A 15,417-nucleotide genomic window follows, 5' to 3' on the forward strand; every position below is an offset into this window, starting at 1 on the left:
ATTTAGATAGCAGTAAAATTGTTTCTTTTTTATTATTTTCATTGTTCTTTTTTGTAACGCACCACCTGCGTTTTTGGCTGAAAAATAAGCATTGAAATGATCTGACTGAGCATGAGCTGATGTATAATGCTTTCATTTGTGTGATGTGTGTCACATAATGGCTAAAATCATTCTTCAGTTGCGTTGTATATGTTACGGATTAGGCGGTACAGTTGCCTTGCTTTAGGATTAATCCTATTCTGTCGTTGGGGTGAGTCTTTGGTGTAGGACTAGAAAGCAACAGATGAACTGGTTTGTCGAGTGATACGTAAAGTTGGCAACGTAACGGTTGTCCTAATAAAAAATGATAAAGTAGTAACTCGCAGTATCTGGCACCGATAGTTTTTATGCCATCAATGGAGAGTGATTTTCGAACTGGGCGATATGGTCTATCACCTAACTTATGTTTTAAACATAGCCTGTCGGGATGGGAAATATGGGTACCTCTGAATTACTCAAACACATTTATGACATTAATCTGTCCTATTTGTTATTGGCGCAACGCTTAATTAATGATGAAAAAGCTTCTGCAATGTTTCGTCTGGGGATCAATGACGAGATGGCAGATATTTTGATGCAACTGACTTTACCGCAGATGGTGAAATTGGCAGAAACTAACCAACTGATATGTCACTTTCGTTTCAACGATCACAATACAATCAAAGTGTTGACTCAGGAGTCTCGTGTGGATGATTTACAGCAGATTCATACGGGGATTTTGTTGTCGAGCCACCTATTACAACAGTTGACTTCGAAAGAAGAAAACCAGCCTAAGAAAAGGGCATAGGTAATGGCGGAAAAAAGTATTGTTCAGGAAGCGAAAGACATCCAATTGGCGATGGAGCTCATTTCGCTCGGCGCCCGTTTACAGATGTTAGAAAGTGAAACTCAGTTAAGTCGTGGACGTTTGATTAAACTGTATAAAGAACTTAGAGGAAGTCCACCGCCAAAGGGAATGCTACCTTTTTCAACGGATTGGTTTATGACCTGGGAACAGAATATTCATTCATCAATGTTCTACAATGCTTACAGTTTTTTGATCAGAAATGGGCAGTGCAGCGGCGTTGAAGCGGTGATCAAATCTTACCGGCTTTATTTGGAACAGTGTGCGCCACAGAGTGATTCTCCACTGTTGGCATTGACGCGAGCCTGGACGTTAGTCCGGTTTGTTGACAGCGGTATGCTGCAACTGTCGTCATGCAATTGCTGCAAAGGGATGTTCATTACTCACGCTCATCAACCTAAAAACAGTTTTGTTTGTAGTTTGTGCCAACCCCCTTCCCGAGCAGTAAAAAGGCGTAAACTTTCACAAAATCTTGCCGATATAATACCTCAACTGCTGGATGAACAGGTAAAACACGCAGTCTGAGCCTGTAGCGATTTGTAAATCTATCACTGTTGAATGTTAAAGCGGCGGTGATAGGTTTCTTCCTCATGTATGTCCTGGCTACGGCTCCGCAGTTTTATCTCACTTTCTGCCCACCTTTTTTTATTATAAGGACTTCTTGTGCTGGTTATATTGGGTTATATCATAATTGTGGCCTCGATACTCGGCGGTTATCTCATGGTCGGTGGGACCTTGGGGGCGCTTTATCAACCTTCGGAACTGCTGATCATCGGTGGTGCTGCCGTGGGTGCTTTCATCGTTGGTAACAATGGAAAGGCGATAAAAGCAACACTACGGGCGTTACCTCTTTTGGTTAAAGGTTCTAAGTACAATAAAGCATTGTATATGGATCTCATGGCTTTGCTCTTTCGAGTGATGGCGAAATCCCGCCAGCAAGGCATGCTTTCCCTTGAATTTGATATTGATAATCCTCGTGAAAGTGAAATTTTCTCAAGTTATCCCAATATTCTTGCTGACAACAATATTGTTGAGTTTATCACCGATTATTTACGGTTGATGGTCAGCGGTAATATGAATGCGTTTGAAATTGAAACGTTGATGGATGAAGAGATCGAAACGATTGAACATGAAAGCGAAGTACCTGCGTCGAGTTTGACAATGATGGGTGATGGTCTCCCTGCATTCGGTATCGTCGCTGCCGTTATGGGGGTGGTTCACTCACTTGCCTACGTTGATCGGCCTGCCGCTGAACTGGGCATGATGATTGCTCACGCCATGGTGGGGACCTTCCTGGGTATTCTACTTGCTTATGGCTTTGTTTCTCCGTTGGCCGCGTTATTACGTCAGAAGAATGCTGAAAAGATCAAAGTATTGCAGTGCGTTAAAGTGACGTTGTTGTCGAGCCTGAATGGCTATGCCCCACAAATTGCCGTTGAATTTGGTCGTAAAACGTTATATTCGACAGAGCGTCCTTCCTTTACAGAATTGGAAGAGCATATTCGTCGTGTAAAATCGCCGACTCAGCAAGCGTCGGACAGTAACGCATGAAACACCAGCACCCCATTATTCGCAAAAAACGTAAGTCTGGACATGGCGGCCACCACGGTGGGTCCTGGAAGATTGCCTACGCTGACTTCATGACAGCAATGATGGCATTGTTTCTGGTTATGTGGCTCATCGCGATTTCTACGCCAATGCAGTTGGCTCAGATTGCGGAATATTTTCGTACGCCACTAAAAGTTGCGTTAACTTCAGGTTCTAAATCAAGCGATAGCTCTAGCCCGATTCCCGGTGGAGGAAATGATCCCACTCAGCAAGATGGTGAAGTAAAAAAAGTTATCAAAACAGATAACGTGGAAAAAAAGTTGGATGAGGTCCGACTTAATAGGTTGCGCGAACGCCTGGACCAGCTAATTGAAGCCGATCCTCGATTGCGCGCACTCCGACCACATCTGTTGATTGAAATGATTGATGAAGGATTACGTATCCAAATCATCGATAGCCAAAACCGTCCAATGTTTAAAACTGGTAGCGCGCAGGTTGAACCCTATATGAGAGATATTCTGCGTGCAATAGCCCCTATTCTGAATGATTTCCCCAATAAGTTGAGTATTTCTGGTCATACTGATGATGTTCAGTATACGACGGGCGAACGTGGTTATAGCAACTGGGAGTTGTCAGCAGATCGTGCTAATGCGTCACGCCGAGAACTTATTTTTGGGGGCTTGTCTGATGGAAAGGTTTTACGCGTTGTTGGTATGGCTGCGACAATGAACCTGAAACAGGCAACAAGTGGAAATGATGCGATTAACCGACGTATCAGCTTGCTGGTGTTGAGTAGACAGGCGCAAAAGGATATCGAAGAAGAAAATGCAGAAAGCTCTGCTGTAAATATAGATAAAGTGGAAAATTTACAAAATATGGAGTTGGATAAGTCTAAACCTACCACTCCGGCTGCCGAAAATAGTGATAATAATACGAGTGGAAGTGGTGGGAATAACGTGCCACAACCAACGAATGGAGTTCCTGCTCCAGAGCGTCAACAGCCAACGACTGCGTTGCCTGCTGCGCCTGATAGCCAGGCGACACCTTCTCAATAAGCCGCGATTCACAGCAGAGGTGACCACGTGAGCATGGACATGAGTGCTTTCTATCAAACTTTTTTTGATGAAGCAGATGAATTACTGGCAGATATGGAACAGCACTTATTATTGTTGGATCCGTCAGAGCCTGATACTGAGCAATTGAATGCAATTTTCCGTGCGGCTCACTCCATAAAAGGGGGCGCTGGTACATTTGGTTTTAAAGTATTGCAGGAAACTACACACCTTTTAGAAAATTTACTCGATGGGGCAAGACGTGGCGAAATGCGTCTTAGCACCGATATCATCAACCTGTTTCTGGAAACAAAAGACATCATGCAGGATCAGTTGGACGCTTATAAAACCGCGCAGGAACCCAATGCCGAAAGCTTTGAGTACATCTGTCAGGCTCTGCGCCAGCTTGCTCTGGAGTCTAAAGCTGATGCTGCTGCTGCCCAGCCCGATGCACCGGTCGCAACATTGCACACAACTAGTCCAGCGAGTTCAGCAGGTAAAGGCGAAATGCGTATCGCATTGACCGGCCTAAAATCTCAGGAAATACCTCAGATGCTGGAAGAGCTGGGTAATCTGGGAACAGTTAAAGATCCTCACCAGACTGATACGAGTGTAGAAGTGACATTGGTCACGTCTGAAAGCGAAGACGATATCAGTGCAGTGCTGTGCTTTGTTCTTGAGCCGGAACAAATTAGCTTCAAATCTGTTGTCGCCAGTCAGCCTGTTGCTGAAGTTGTGGAGACATTGTCTGCTGTTGAAGCACCCGTAGCAGCAGTGACTCCGTCTGCTCCTGTTGCTGCAAAACCACAAACCGCCCCGGAAAACGGAAAAAATAAAGCAAAAACCGGTGATACCAGTATTCGCGTAGCGGTTGAGAAGGTCGATCAATTGATCAACCTGGTTGGTGAATTAGTGATTACGCAGTCTATGTTGGCGCAACGCTCAAGTGAGCTTGATCCTGTGGCTCATGGCGATCTGCTCAACAGTATGGGCCAGTTGGAGCGTAACGCCCGCGATCTGCAAGAGTCGGTTATGTCTATCCGTATGATGCCGATGGAATATGTATTTAGCCGTTTCCCTCGTTTAGTTCGTGACCTGGCTGCCAAACTGGATAAGCAGGTCGAGCTAACGCTAATGGGGAGTTCGACTGAATTAGATAAGAGTTTGATCGAGCGCATTATCGATCCTTTGACACACTTAGTACGTAACAGCCTCGATCATGGTATCGAATCTCCAGAGAAACGTGTTGCTACAGGTAAGTCTGCGGTAGGTAACTTGACGCTTTCTGCTGAACATCAGGGCGGTAACATCTGTATTGAAGTTATCGACGATGGGGCTGGGCTAAACCGTGAGAAAATTTTGGCTAAAGCCTTGTCTCAAGGGTTAGCTGTGAGTGAGTCCATGTCGGATGAAGAAGTGGGCATGTTGATCTTTGCTCCTGGATTCTCAACAGCCGAAAAGGTCACAGATGTTTCTGGCCGTGGCGTTGGCATGGATGTGGTGAAACGGAATATTCAGGAAATGGGCGGCCACGTTGAAATCCATTTCCAGGCTGGGAAAGGCACAACGATCAGAATCCTACTGCCATTAACGTTAGCTATTCTTGATGGCATGTCCGTTAAAGTTAACAACGAAGTCTTTATTTTACCGCTTAACGCCGTAATGGAGTCATTGCAGCCACAGTCGGAAGATCTATACCCGTTAGCTGGTGGAGAGCGAGTATTGCAGGTTCGTGGTGAATATTTACCTCTCGTAGAATTGTTCCACATTTTTGATGTGGATGGCGCTAAGACAGATGCGACTCAGGGTATTGTTGTGATCCTGCAAAGTGCAGGTCGACGTTATGCCTTGTTGGTCGATCAATTGATTGGGCAGCATCAGGTTGTCGTCAAAAACCTAGAAAGTAATTATCGCAAGGTACCAGGCGTTTCAGCCGCTACCATTCTTGGTGATGGCAGCGTTGCGCTGATTGTGGATGTTTCAGCGTTACAAGCGCTTAATCGTGAAAAGCGTGTGGTTGAAACTGCTGCTTGATAAAATAGATCGTTAATAAAGGGTGGAAAACATGACTGGACTTGCAAGCGTCACAAAATTAACCGGCGAAACAGTAGGACAGGAGTTCTTGATTTTTACGCTGGGTGACGAAGAGTACGGCGTTGATATTTTAAAAGTACAAGAAATTCGCGGTTATGACCAGGTAACGCGTATTGCTAACACACCTTCCTTCATTAAAGGTGTCACCAATCTGCGCGGTGTCATTGTACCTATCGTTGACTTGCGCGTTAAGTTTGCCAAACAGGATGTTGAATACGACGACAACACAGTTGTTATCGTTTTGAACCTTGGCCAGCGCGTCGTTGGCATCGTCGTAGATGGTGTGTCTGATGTATTATCATTGACGGCAGACCAAATCCGACCTGCACCAGAGTTTGCTGTTACGCTGTCAACAGAGTATCTGACTGGTTTGGGGTCTCTGGGTGAGAGGATGCTGATTCTGGTGGATATTGAGAAACTGTTGAGTAGCGAAGAAATGGCGCTGGTTGATAACGTATTAAAAGTCTAGTCTATCGCCTTCTTGGGGCTACAGCCGTGGCCCCGAAAACCTTCCTTCAGTCATCTTCTTGCCAGTCCAAAAATTCGTAAAGATATCCAAGATAATGCCGATATCATCGGTTGTTGGTTTACTCAAAAGGCGTTATATGTTTAACCGTATAAAAGTTGTTACAGGTTTGATGCTTGTACTGGTGTTTTTCGGGACACTTCAACTTATTTCTGGTGGTTTATTTTTTAGTGCATTAAAAAATGATAAGGATATCTTCAGTTCAACTCAGGTTATTAACCAGAAGCGTTCTGAACTGGATTCAGCATGGTCATATTTATTACAGACCCGAAATACACTTAACCGCGCTGGTACACGTTTTGCTCTGGATGTCAGTGGAACAGGGGCTGGAACGGGAGGTAAAGAACTTCTGGTTGCTGCTCAAAAACAGCTATCCGCGGCAAATGATTTTTTCTCACGCTATGAAAAAGTACCGCAAGATCCTCGTCAGAATGAAAGTGTTGCTCGGGATGTAAAAGAGAATTATGCGGCTCTGAATGGCGCATTAACTGAGTTAATCCAGTTTTTGAATGCGGGAGAATTTAAGAAATTTATTGAGCAACCGACACAGCGTTTTCAAGACAACTTTGAAAAAGCGTATTACGTCTACAAAGCTGAAAGTGATAAACTTTATCAGGCTGGTATAGCTGAAAATGATGCAGCTTATGACTCCGCGCTTTGGATTCTTGGCTGCATTAGTGTGCTGGTTGTGGTGTTAGCGCTGATTTCCTGGGTTGGTATTCAACAATTATTAATAAAGCCGCTAAATAGCATTGTTGAACATATTCGCCATATCGCGAAAGGTGATTTGACAAAAACGACCGATCTTCATAGCAGTAATGAAATGGGTATGCTGGCTGACAGTATTCGTCATATGCAAAGTGAATTTGTTTCAACCGTGAGTGCGGTTCGACAAGGGGCTGATGCGATTTATACCGGTGCGACAGAGATTAGTGCGGGAAATAACGATCTTTCTTCACGGACTGAGCAACAGGCTGCTTCGCTAGAAGAAACGGCTGCGAGCATGGAACAGTTGACTGCAACGGTTAAACAGAATGCGGAAAATGCTCGTCAGGCGAGCCAATTAGCGCTGAGTGCATCAGAGACTGCTCAGAAAGGTGGCAAAGTTGTCGATAATGTTGTCAAAACGATGCACAACATTGCTGGAAGTTCGCAAAAAATTGCCGATATTACTAGTGTGATTGATGGCATTGCTTTTCAAACCAACATTCTTGCGCTGAATGCGGCAGTTGAAGCGGCCAGAGCCGGAGAGCAGGGCCGTGGTTTCGCGGTTGTTGCAGGGGAAGTTCGTAATTTGGCTCAACGCAGTGCTCAGGCTGCAAAAGAAATTAAAAGCTTGATTGACGATTCCGTTAGCCGAGTGGGCGAAGGTTCGGTACTGGTTGAAAGTGCTGGCGAAACGATGGGTGAAATCGTCAGTGCTGTTACTCGTGTGACGGATATTATGGGTGAAATTGCCTCTGCTTCTGATGAACAAAGTAAAGGTATTGATCAAGTTGGCCAGGCCGTAACTGAAATGGATCGGGTTACGCAACAAAATGCTTCCTTGGTGGAAGAGTCTGCCGCAGCGGCAGTGGCATTAGAAGAACAAGTGAAAGTGTTGAACCAGGCTGTTGCCGTATTCCGTTTGTCCGAGGATACGGGAGCGTTCAGGAAGTCGGCGCAAGCAGCAACGAGTCAAAAAACGGTGTTGTTGGCACCATCGGCACATGGTGGCAAGAAAGCGAAAGAAAGTTCACCAACTGACAATTGGGAAACGTTCTGATAAAAAATGGGATATCGGCTATAAATAATGTAGCGCTGTTACTGAATAAATCCCCAGTTGCCTATATGTAGGTAACTGGGTGGTTGGGGTACTCGCCATAATTGAAAAGAACGAGTATACGAGTAATTAATTGGCACACGTTTGACATCCCCTAAAATAATTCAAGTTTCAGGCAGGTGCAAAAGAGTGAACCTGGGTGAGCTTGCTCAAGTCAAGTTAGTGATTTCGGGGATTGAACGCAGTCCAACTGACATGCAGCTTGAAGTATGGAGGGCATAGCGTCTGGCAGTTTGCGGTATGATAATCTATGGTATTGTTCAATCTGTAACTTGTGTTATGGATATGGCGGGGTAAGTTGGTTTTCTTTTTCGGGACAAAAATAGAGCAGGTAGCGCAGCTGTGATGAGAGGAACACCACCCGGCAGCAGTGGCTTTGGTAGAATAGACACACAAGTGGTTCGCCTTTAGACTTTAGAACTGTGGTGTGTATTACCAATACAGTGTCAGTTTTAATCGTAGTGCGATTCATAATTGATGAATGACAATAAAAACCTGCGTTAGCTGTAAAGGAAAGTTCAGATTGAAAAACACCATAGCAAAAAATAATATTCGAGCGGTTTGATATGAAAAGTATACCATCGCAAAATCGCCCTGAATCTGTCTCTATTTTGACGCAGATGGTTGATAGGTTGCCGTTGTCGGACACCCACTTCCGTCGAATCAGCCAATTAATATATCAGCGTGCTGGCATTGTCCTTGCCGATCATAAACGCGAAATGGTTTATAACCGTTTGGTCAGGCGTCTCCGTTTACTTGAAATCAATGATTTCGGCCAGTATTTAGCGTTGTTAGAGTCAGATCCTAACAGTGCGGAATGGCAAGCCTTTGTTAATGCATTAACCACTAACCTGACGGCTTTTTTCCGTGAAGCTCATCATTTCCCTATATTGGCCGAGCATGCCAGAAAACGTCCTAATGGCTACACCATCTGGAGTACGGCTGCGTCTACAGGGGAAGAGCCTTATTCGTTGGCGATGACACTTGCAGAGGTCTTAGGTAATAAAGCGAATGGGTGCCAGGTATGGGCCAGTGATATTGATACCCAGGTGTTAGAAAAAGCAACAGCCGGGATCTATCGCCAAGAAGAGTTGCGATCTCTTTCTCCGCAACAGCTACAGCGGTTTTTTTTACGCGGTACAGGGCCACATAGTGGTCTTGTTCGTGTTCGGCCTGAACTTGCGTCTATGGTGCATTTCCAACAATTAAACCTGCTTGCACCCGATTGGTCCGTTCCTGCACCATTTGATGCCATCTTTTGTCGCAATGTAATGATTTATTTCGATAAAGAAACTCAAGAGCGTATTCTCCGTCGATTCGTCCCGATGCTTAAACCGGGCGGGTTATTATTTGCTGGGCATTCAGAGAATTTCAGCCAGATCAGTCGTGAATTCTATTTGCGTGGGCAAACTGTATATGGGTTGGCTAAGGAAAGATAATGAGCAAGATAAGAGTATTATGTGTTGATGATTCTGCCCTAATGCGTCAGATCATGACTGAAATAATTAATAGCCATCCTGATATGGAAGTTGTCGCGACTGCGCCAGATCCATTAGTTGCTCGTGATTTGATTAAAAAATTCAATCCCCAGGTATTAACGCTGGATGTTGAAATGCCGCGTATGGATGGATTGGATTTTCTTGAAAAACTCATGCGCTTGCGTCCGATGCCTGTTGTCATGGTGTCGTCGCTGACGGGGAAAGGTTCGGAGATTACGCTTCGCGCTCTGGAGCTTGGCGCTATTGATTTTGTCACTAAACCTCAGTTAGGCATTCGTGAGGGGATGTTGGCGTACAGCGAACTGATTGCGGAAAAAATTCGCATGGCGGCGAAGGCGCGTTTGCCGCAGCGCAGTACCACCGCAGAGTCGACAAAAATTATCCAGCATATGCCACTACTCAGTAGTGAGAAATTGATTGCGATTGGTGCATCAACAGGCGGGACGGAAGCAATACGGCATGTGTTACAACCACTGCCGCCGACCAGTCCTGCATTACTGATTACACAACATATGCCACCGGGTTTTACCAAATCTTTTGCCGAGCGTTTGAATAAGCTATGTCAGATTACGGTGAAAGAGGCAGAAGATGGGGAGCGTGTACTCCCTGGACATGCCTATATTGCTCCAGGTGCACGCCATCTTGAACTGGCTCGTAGCGGGGCAAACTATCAGGTGCGTTTGAATGATGGACCGCCAGTTAATCGGCATCGTCCGTCAGTCGATGTGTTGTTCCGTTCGGTTGCACAATACGCTGGACGAAATGCGGTAGGGGTAATCCTTACGGGAATGGGGAATGATGGTGCTGCTGGTATGTTGGAACTCCATCAGGCTGGTGCTTATACCTTGGCCCAAAATGAAGCAAGTTGTGTGGTTTTCGGGATGCCGCGTGAAGCAATTGCGATGGGTGGCGTCGATGAAGTGGTGGATTTGCACCAGGTGAGCCAGCGAATGTTGGCACAAATCTCTGCCGGACAGGCATTACGTATATAAGCAGCTCTCGGTGAGCAATAAATATTTTAGGAGTAAGTATGGCCGATAAAGAACTCAGATTTCTGGTAGTGGATGACTTTTCGACAATGCGCCGAATTGTCCGTAACCTGCTGAAGGAACTGGGCTTTAATAACGTAGAAGAGGCAGAGGATGGCGTTGATGCGTTGAACAAACTTCGCTCTAGCGCTTTCGATTTCGTCATTTCTGACTGGAATATGCCTAATATGGATGGGCTGGAGTTGTTGCAGACTATCCGCGCTGACGGTGCGCTTTCCAGCCTTCCAGTACTTATGGTAACGGCGGAAGCGAAGAAAGAGAACATTATCGCTGCGGCACAAGCGGGTGCTAGCGGCTATGTAGTTAAACCATTTACTGCAGCTACCCTTGAAGAAAAACTGAATAAGATTTTCGAAAAACTGGGTATGTAAGGGGATCTTATGACGCCACATATGCCGCCCGTGAACGACACCGCTTCAGCAACCGAAATCATTTCGCGTATCGGCCAATTGACTCGTATGTTGCGCGACAGTTTGAAAGAACTGGGTCTGGATCATGCGATAGCAGAAGCCGCAGAAGCTATTCCTGATGCTCGCGATCGTCTTGATTATGTTGTCCAGATGACTGCGCAAGCAGCGGAGCGTGCTTTGAACTGCGTAGAAGCGGCTCAACCACGTCAAAACCAACTAGAAGCTGATGCTAAATCTCTGAAAGTTCGTTGGGATGAATGGTTTGAAAATCCAATCGAATTAGCTGATGCGCGTGAATTAGTGACGGATACGCGTAGTTATCTTGAAGACGTACCACAGCATACCTCATTTACCAACGCCCAACTGTTGGAAATCATGATGGCACAAGATTTCCAGGACCTTACCGGTCAGGTAATCAAGCGTATGATGGATGTTGTTCAGGAAATTGAGAAACAATTGCTGATGGTGTTGCTGGAAAATATTCCAGAAAAACCAGATGCGCCTAAACGTGCAAATGATGGTCTTCTGAACGGACCTCAATTGGATAAAGATGCAGCAGGTATCGTCGCTAATCAGGATCAAGTTGATGACCTTCTGGATAGCCTTGGGTTCTAATCGACCTTGCTTCAAAAAAAGGCGTTGTCTTCTTTTTTGAAAAAGGCTATGAACTCTACCGCTCTGCTATTTATGGCCAGGTATTATGGCCATAAATAGCTAAATGTCGTGTTCTCGTTCTTTTACCATCGCTATGCGTTAAAGAAGCGTTGGTTTTTCTCGTTGTTCCAGCCATAAAACTTTCCCGCATTTGTCATGCTAGGCAGCAAATTCCTATCCCGAAAGTCGTAACAGGAACGCCACAGTGGCTGAAGATAGCGATCTGGAAAAAACAGAAGCCCCCACTCCCCAAAAGGAGGAAAAGGCGCGTGAAGAAGGCCAGATCCCACGATCCCGAGAGCTGACATCTGTTCTGATGATGGTCGCAGGATTGGCTATTTTGTGGATGGGAGGCGATGCTATGGCTGGCCGATTGGCCAGAATTGTCTCACAATCGTTAAATTTTGATTACGCGACGATTGGTGATGAGACGCAAATGCTACGCCATGTTGGGTCATTGCTGCGTCAGGCTGTATCGGCGCTGATGCCGATATTGCTGGGGTCAGTATTGGTGGCATTATCGGCACCGATGTTGCTGGGTGGGGTGCTATTTAGTACCAAGTCACTAAAAGTTGACTTCAAAAAATTAGATCCTATTGCTGGGTTGAAGCGGTTGTTTTCTGCCCAATCTTTGGCTGAACTCTTCAAGGCGATATTGAAATCAGTCATGGTCGGGGTCATTAGTACGTTGTTCTTGATTCATAACTGGCCGAAGATATTGCATCTGATATCTGAGCCGCCAGTGGCGGCGTTAAGTGATGCGTTGGAATTGACCGTAATGTGTGGTTTTCTCATCATTATGGGGCTTATTCCTATGGTCGCCTTTGATGTGTTCTGGCAAGTGTGGAGCCACATCAAAAAATTACGGATGACGAAGCAGGAAATTCGCGACGAGCATAAACAGAGTGAAGGCGATCCTCATGTTAAAGGCCGTATTCGTCAGCAACAACGAGCGATGGCTCAACGCAGAATGATGGCGGATGTTCCTAAGGCAGACGTGATAGTCACTAACCCGACGCACTATGCGGTAGCATTACGTTATGATGAGAAAAAAATGAATGCGCCGAAAGTGCTGGCTAAAGGGGCTGGCGACATTGCTTTGCGTATTCGCGAGTTGGGGACCGAACATCGTGTGCCTATTTTAGAAGCCCCCCCGTTGGCACGAGCGCTATTTCGCCACTCAGAGGTCGGAGAACATATTCCGGCTGCGTTGTATGCTGCTGTTGCAGAAGTCTTAGCCTGGGTTTATCAACTGAAACGCTGGAAGCGGGAAGGTGGATTAATTCCTAGAAAACCGAAACATCTGCCAGTGCCGGATGCACTGGATTTTGCTAAAGAGAATACTACTGATGGCTAATTTGGCCGCTTTGCTTCGTTTGCCGAGTAATATGAAAGGTACCCAATGGCAAATATTAGCCGGACCTATACTGATCCTGCTGATACTTTCCATGATGGTATTGCCGCTGCCGCCATTTATTCTGGATCTGCTCTTTACCTTTAACATCGCGCTATCCATTATGGTGTTGCTGGTTGCGATGTTTACGCAACGGACGCTGGAATTTGCGGCATTCCCTACGATCCTGCTGTTCTCTACGTTACTGCGTTTGTCACTTAACGTTGCATCTACCCGTATTATTTTACTTGAAGGGCATACGGGCACGGCTGCTGCCGGGAAGGTTGTTGAAGCATTCGGTCATTTCCTGGTAGGCGGAAATTTCGCCATCGGTATTGTCGTCTTTATCATTCTTGTTTTAATCAACTTCATGGTTATCACCAAAGGTGCTGGGCGTATCGCTGAAGTTGGCGCTCGCTTTGTATTGGATGGTATGCCAGGCAAACAGATGGCGATCGATGCCGATCTTAATGCCGGGATAATTGGTGAAGAAGAGGCGAAAAAGCGCCGTGCTGAGGTAACGCAAGAGTCAGACTTTTACGGTTCAATGGACGGTGCCAGTAAATTCGTACGCGGTGATGCTATTGCCGGGCTGATTATCATGGTCATCAACATTGTTGGGGGATTGATCGTCGGTGTCGCGCAGCACGGTATGCCAGTAGGCCAGGCAGCAGAAAGTTATACGTTGCTGACCATCGGCGATGGGTTGGTCGCCCAGATCCCTGCTTTGATTATCTCTACTGCGGCAGGTGTTATTGTTACTCGTGTGAGTACCGATCAAGATGTTGGCCAGCAGATGGTCACCCAGCTATTCAATAATCCACGAGTGATGGTGCTGAGTGCGGCGGTTATCGGGCTTATCGGGTTGGTTCCTGGTATGCCTAACTTTGTTTTTCTGTTATTTACGGCATCTTTGTTAGGGCTTGCGTGGTGGATGCGCGGCGAGCAGCAAAAAGAGCCTGTGATGCAACCGATACCGGCATCAATGGAGAAGCATCAGGTTATTGAAGCAAGTTGGTCTGATGTACAGCTTGAAGACCCATTGGGTATGGAAGTTGGTTATCGCTTAATCCCGATGGTTGATGCACAGCAAGATGGTGAACTGCTGGGTAGGATTCGTAGTATCAGGAAGAAGTTTGCTCAGGAAATGGGGTACTTACCGCCAGTCGTTCATATCCGGGATAATTTGGAACTTCAACCTGCTAGCTACCGCATATTGATGAAAGGGGTTGAAGTGGGCAGCGGTGAAGCTCATCCCGGCCGTTGGATGGCGATTAACCCAGGCAATGCGGTAGGTTCCTTGTCAGGAGATATCACGCAGGATCCAGCATTTGGGTTGCCGGCTGTCTGGATTGATAATGCCCTAAAAGATCAGGCTCAAGCTCAAGGATTCACAGTCGTAGAGGCAAGTACGGTGGTGGCGACACACTTGAACCACTTAATTGCATTACATGCCAGTGAACTGTTTGGCAGACAAGAAGCCCAACAGTTGATGGAACGCGTTGCGCAGGAAATGCCAAAACTGACAGAAGACTTTATTCCGGGTGTGGTGACATTAACTACGTTGCACAAAGTCTTGCAGAATCTGCTTAGCGAGAGAGTTTCTATCAGGGATATGCGTACTATCATGGAGACATTGGCTGAGCATGCACCGGTGCAGCCAGACCCTTATGAACTTACCACGGTGGTCAGGGTCGCTCTGGGGCGTGCTATTACTCAGCAGTGGTTCCCGGGAGACAGTGAACTTCAGGTTATCGGCTTGGAAGGATCGTTGGAACGTCTTCTGTTGCAGGCTCTTCAAGGCGGTGGTGGCCTCGAACCAGGGCTTGCCGATCGCTTGCTTGAACAAGCGAAACAAGCGTTACAGCGGCAGGAAATGTTGGGTGCGCCGCCGGTTCTGTTGGTGAATCATGCTTTACGCGCCTTGCTCGCCCGGTTTCTGCATCGTAGTTTGCCCAATATGGCCGTACTTTCTAATTTGGAAATCAGCGATCATCGTCAGATCCGCATGACATCGATTATCGGGGAAGCTCAGCGATGAGGCAGATGATAGGCTTTCTGGCTATAGCCGCGCTAGGGCTTCCGCTTTGTGCTATCGCTACGCCAGGTAGCTGGAACGGAAGTATTATGCCTGGGATAAAACTGGATTACCGTGGTGAAATGGTTACGACCTCGGCTTTCTCTCCTAACATAGCCGTCAAGCCAGAGGAAACCATTACGACAATATATTGGCGGCACCTTATTGATTCAGAGATACCGACAGGACTTGTGGTTAAGCTCTGTTCTCAATCACCGCAACGCTGCGTTGATTTAGGTGGGAGTGGTGACGGGCAAACTCAGGCGTTTGAGGGGCTGGCAGCTAATAATGAGTTTCGTTTTGTCTACTACATCGCAGGTAATGGGCGAGTTAATCGTACGTTCAGCGTTCGTAAGATCGATATTGCGGTAAACTATAAATAATCGTTTAAAAATTGCTGGTTGAAAGAA

Annotated in this window: 14 protein-coding genes; all 14 read left to right on the plus strand. The window is 46.2% G+C overall.

Annotated features, from left to right (window positions below; genetic code table 11):
- Positions 1–475: 475 nt before the first annotated feature.
- Positions 476–826, plus strand: a complete 351-nt coding sequence (gene flhD, locus OI69_RS06020) for a flagellar transcriptional regulator FlhD (protein WP_039347375.1) — start codon at positions 476–478, stop codon at positions 824–826.
- Between the two features lie 3 nt (positions 827–829).
- Positions 830–1,408: a flagellar transcriptional regulator FlhC gene (gene flhC, locus OI69_RS06025; protein WP_039347378.1), complete on the plus strand. Its 579-nt coding sequence runs from the start codon at positions 830–832 to the stop codon at positions 1,406–1,408.
- A gap of 138 nt (positions 1,409–1,546) precedes the next feature.
- Positions 1,547–2,434, plus strand: coding sequence for a flagellar motor stator protein MotA (gene motA / locus OI69_RS06030; RefSeq protein WP_039347381.1), 888 nt, complete (start codon positions 1,547–1,549; stop codon positions 2,432–2,434).
- Complete coding sequence (gene motB, locus OI69_RS06035; RefSeq protein WP_039347384.1) at positions 2,431–3,486, plus strand: flagellar motor protein MotB; 1,056 nt, start codon at positions 2,431–2,433, stop codon at positions 3,484–3,486. The genes motA and motB overlap by 4 nt, the downstream gene beginning before the upstream one ends.
- Before the next feature lie 33 nt (positions 3,487–3,519).
- Positions 3,520–5,517, plus strand: coding sequence for a chemotaxis protein CheA (gene cheA / locus OI69_RS06040; RefSeq protein ID WP_039347386.1), 1,998 nt, complete (start codon positions 3,520–3,522; stop codon positions 5,515–5,517).
- A gap of 31 nt (positions 5,518–5,548) precedes the next feature.
- The gene (gene cheW / locus OI69_RS06045; RefSeq protein ID WP_039347390.1) at positions 5,549–6,046 is read left to right on the plus strand and encodes a chemotaxis protein CheW; all 498 of its coding nucleotides are present in this window, start codon (positions 5,549–5,551) and stop codon (positions 6,044–6,046) included.
- Positions 6,047–6,182: 136 nt separating this feature from the next.
- Positions 6,183–7,868: a methyl-accepting chemotaxis protein gene (locus tag OI69_RS06050; protein WP_039347394.1), complete on the plus strand. Its 1,686-nt coding sequence runs from the start codon at positions 6,183–6,185 to the stop codon at positions 7,866–7,868.
- 623 nt (positions 7,869–8,491) lie between these two features.
- Positions 8,492–9,364, plus strand: a complete 873-nt coding sequence (cheR, locus tag OI69_RS06055) for a protein-glutamate O-methyltransferase CheR (RefSeq protein WP_039347397.1) — start codon at positions 8,492–8,494, stop codon at positions 9,362–9,364.
- Positions 9,364–10,416 carry a protein-glutamate methylesterase/protein-glutamine glutaminase gene (locus tag OI69_RS06060; protein WP_039347399.1) on the plus strand — a complete coding sequence of 351 codons (1,053 nt, stop codon included), beginning with the start codon at positions 9,364–9,366 and terminating at the stop codon, positions 10,414–10,416. Before cheR ends, OI69_RS06060 begins: the two co-directional genes overlap by 1 nt.
- A 38-nt stretch (positions 10,417–10,454) precedes the next feature.
- Positions 10,455–10,844: a chemotaxis response regulator CheY gene (cheY, locus tag OI69_RS06065; RefSeq protein WP_039347402.1), complete on the plus strand. Its 390-nt coding sequence runs from the start codon at positions 10,455–10,457 to the stop codon at positions 10,842–10,844.
- A 9-nt stretch (positions 10,845–10,853) separates the two neighbouring features.
- Entirely contained in the window at positions 10,854–11,498 is a 645-nt protein-coding gene (cheZ, locus tag OI69_RS06070) for a protein phosphatase CheZ (protein WP_039347406.1), read from the plus strand.
- A gap of 244 nt (positions 11,499–11,742) precedes the next feature.
- Positions 11,743–12,894, plus strand: a complete 1,152-nt coding sequence (gene flhB, locus OI69_RS06075; RefSeq protein ID WP_039347408.1) for a flagellar biosynthesis protein FlhB — start codon at positions 11,743–11,745, stop codon at positions 12,892–12,894.
- Positions 12,887–14,971 carry a flagellar biosynthesis protein FlhA gene (gene flhA / locus OI69_RS06080; RefSeq protein WP_039347411.1) on the plus strand — a complete coding sequence of 695 codons (2,085 nt, stop codon included), beginning with the start codon at positions 12,887–12,889 and terminating at the stop codon, positions 14,969–14,971. The genes flhB and flhA overlap by 8 nt, the downstream gene beginning before the upstream one ends.
- A complete protein-coding gene (locus OI69_RS06085) occupies positions 14,968–15,390 on the plus strand; it encodes a flagellar protein FlhE (protein WP_039347415.1) in 423 nt (140 codons plus the stop codon). The genes flhA and OI69_RS06085 overlap by 4 nt, the downstream gene beginning before the upstream one ends.
- The last annotated feature ends 27 nt before the right edge of the window (positions 15,391–15,417 follow it).

It is taken from the genome of Pectobacterium fontis, from assembly GCF_000803215.1.
In the GTDB taxonomy this organism is placed as follows: Bacteria; Pseudomonadota; Gammaproteobacteria; order Enterobacterales; family Enterobacteriaceae; genus Pectobacterium; species Pectobacterium fontis.

Bases quoted from the DNA above. Each gene is read 5' to 3' on its own strand.
- OI69_RS06050 (WP_039347394.1), top strand. From the start codon at position 6,183: ATGTTTAACCGTATAAAAGTTGTTACAGGTTTGATGCTTGTACTGGTG.
- motB (WP_039347384.1), top strand. From the start codon at position 2,431: ATGAAACACCAGCACCCCATTATTCGCAAAAAACGTAAGTCTGGACAT.
- flhD (WP_039347375.1), top strand. From the start codon at position 476: ATGGGTACCTCTGAATTACTCAAACACATTTATGACATTAATCTGTCC.
- cheZ (WP_039347406.1), top strand. From the start codon at position 10,854: ATGACGCCACATATGCCGCCCGTGAACGACACCGCTTCAGCAACCGAA.
- cheA (WP_039347386.1), top strand. From the start codon at position 3,520: ATGGACATGAGTGCTTTCTATCAAACTTTTTTTGATGAAGCAGATGAA.
- OI69_RS06085 (WP_039347415.1), top strand. From the start codon at position 14,968: ATGAGGCAGATGATAGGCTTTCTGGCTATAGCCGCGCTAGGGCTTCCG.
- cheW (WP_039347390.1), top strand. From the start codon at position 5,549: ATGACTGGACTTGCAAGCGTCACAAAATTAACCGGCGAAACAGTAGGA.
- flhA (WP_039347411.1), top strand. From the start codon at position 12,887: ATGGCTAATTTGGCCGCTTTGCTTCGTTTGCCGAGTAATATGAAAGGT.
- cheR (WP_039347397.1), top strand. From the start codon at position 8,492: ATGAAAAGTATACCATCGCAAAATCGCCCTGAATCTGTCTCTATTTTG.
- OI69_RS06060 (WP_039347399.1), top strand. From the start codon at position 9,364: ATGAGCAAGATAAGAGTATTATGTGTTGATGATTCTGCCCTAATGCGT.
- flhC (WP_039347378.1), top strand. From the start codon at position 830: ATGGCGGAAAAAAGTATTGTTCAGGAAGCGAAAGACATCCAATTGGCG.
- cheY (WP_039347402.1), top strand. From the start codon at position 10,455: ATGGCCGATAAAGAACTCAGATTTCTGGTAGTGGATGACTTTTCGACA.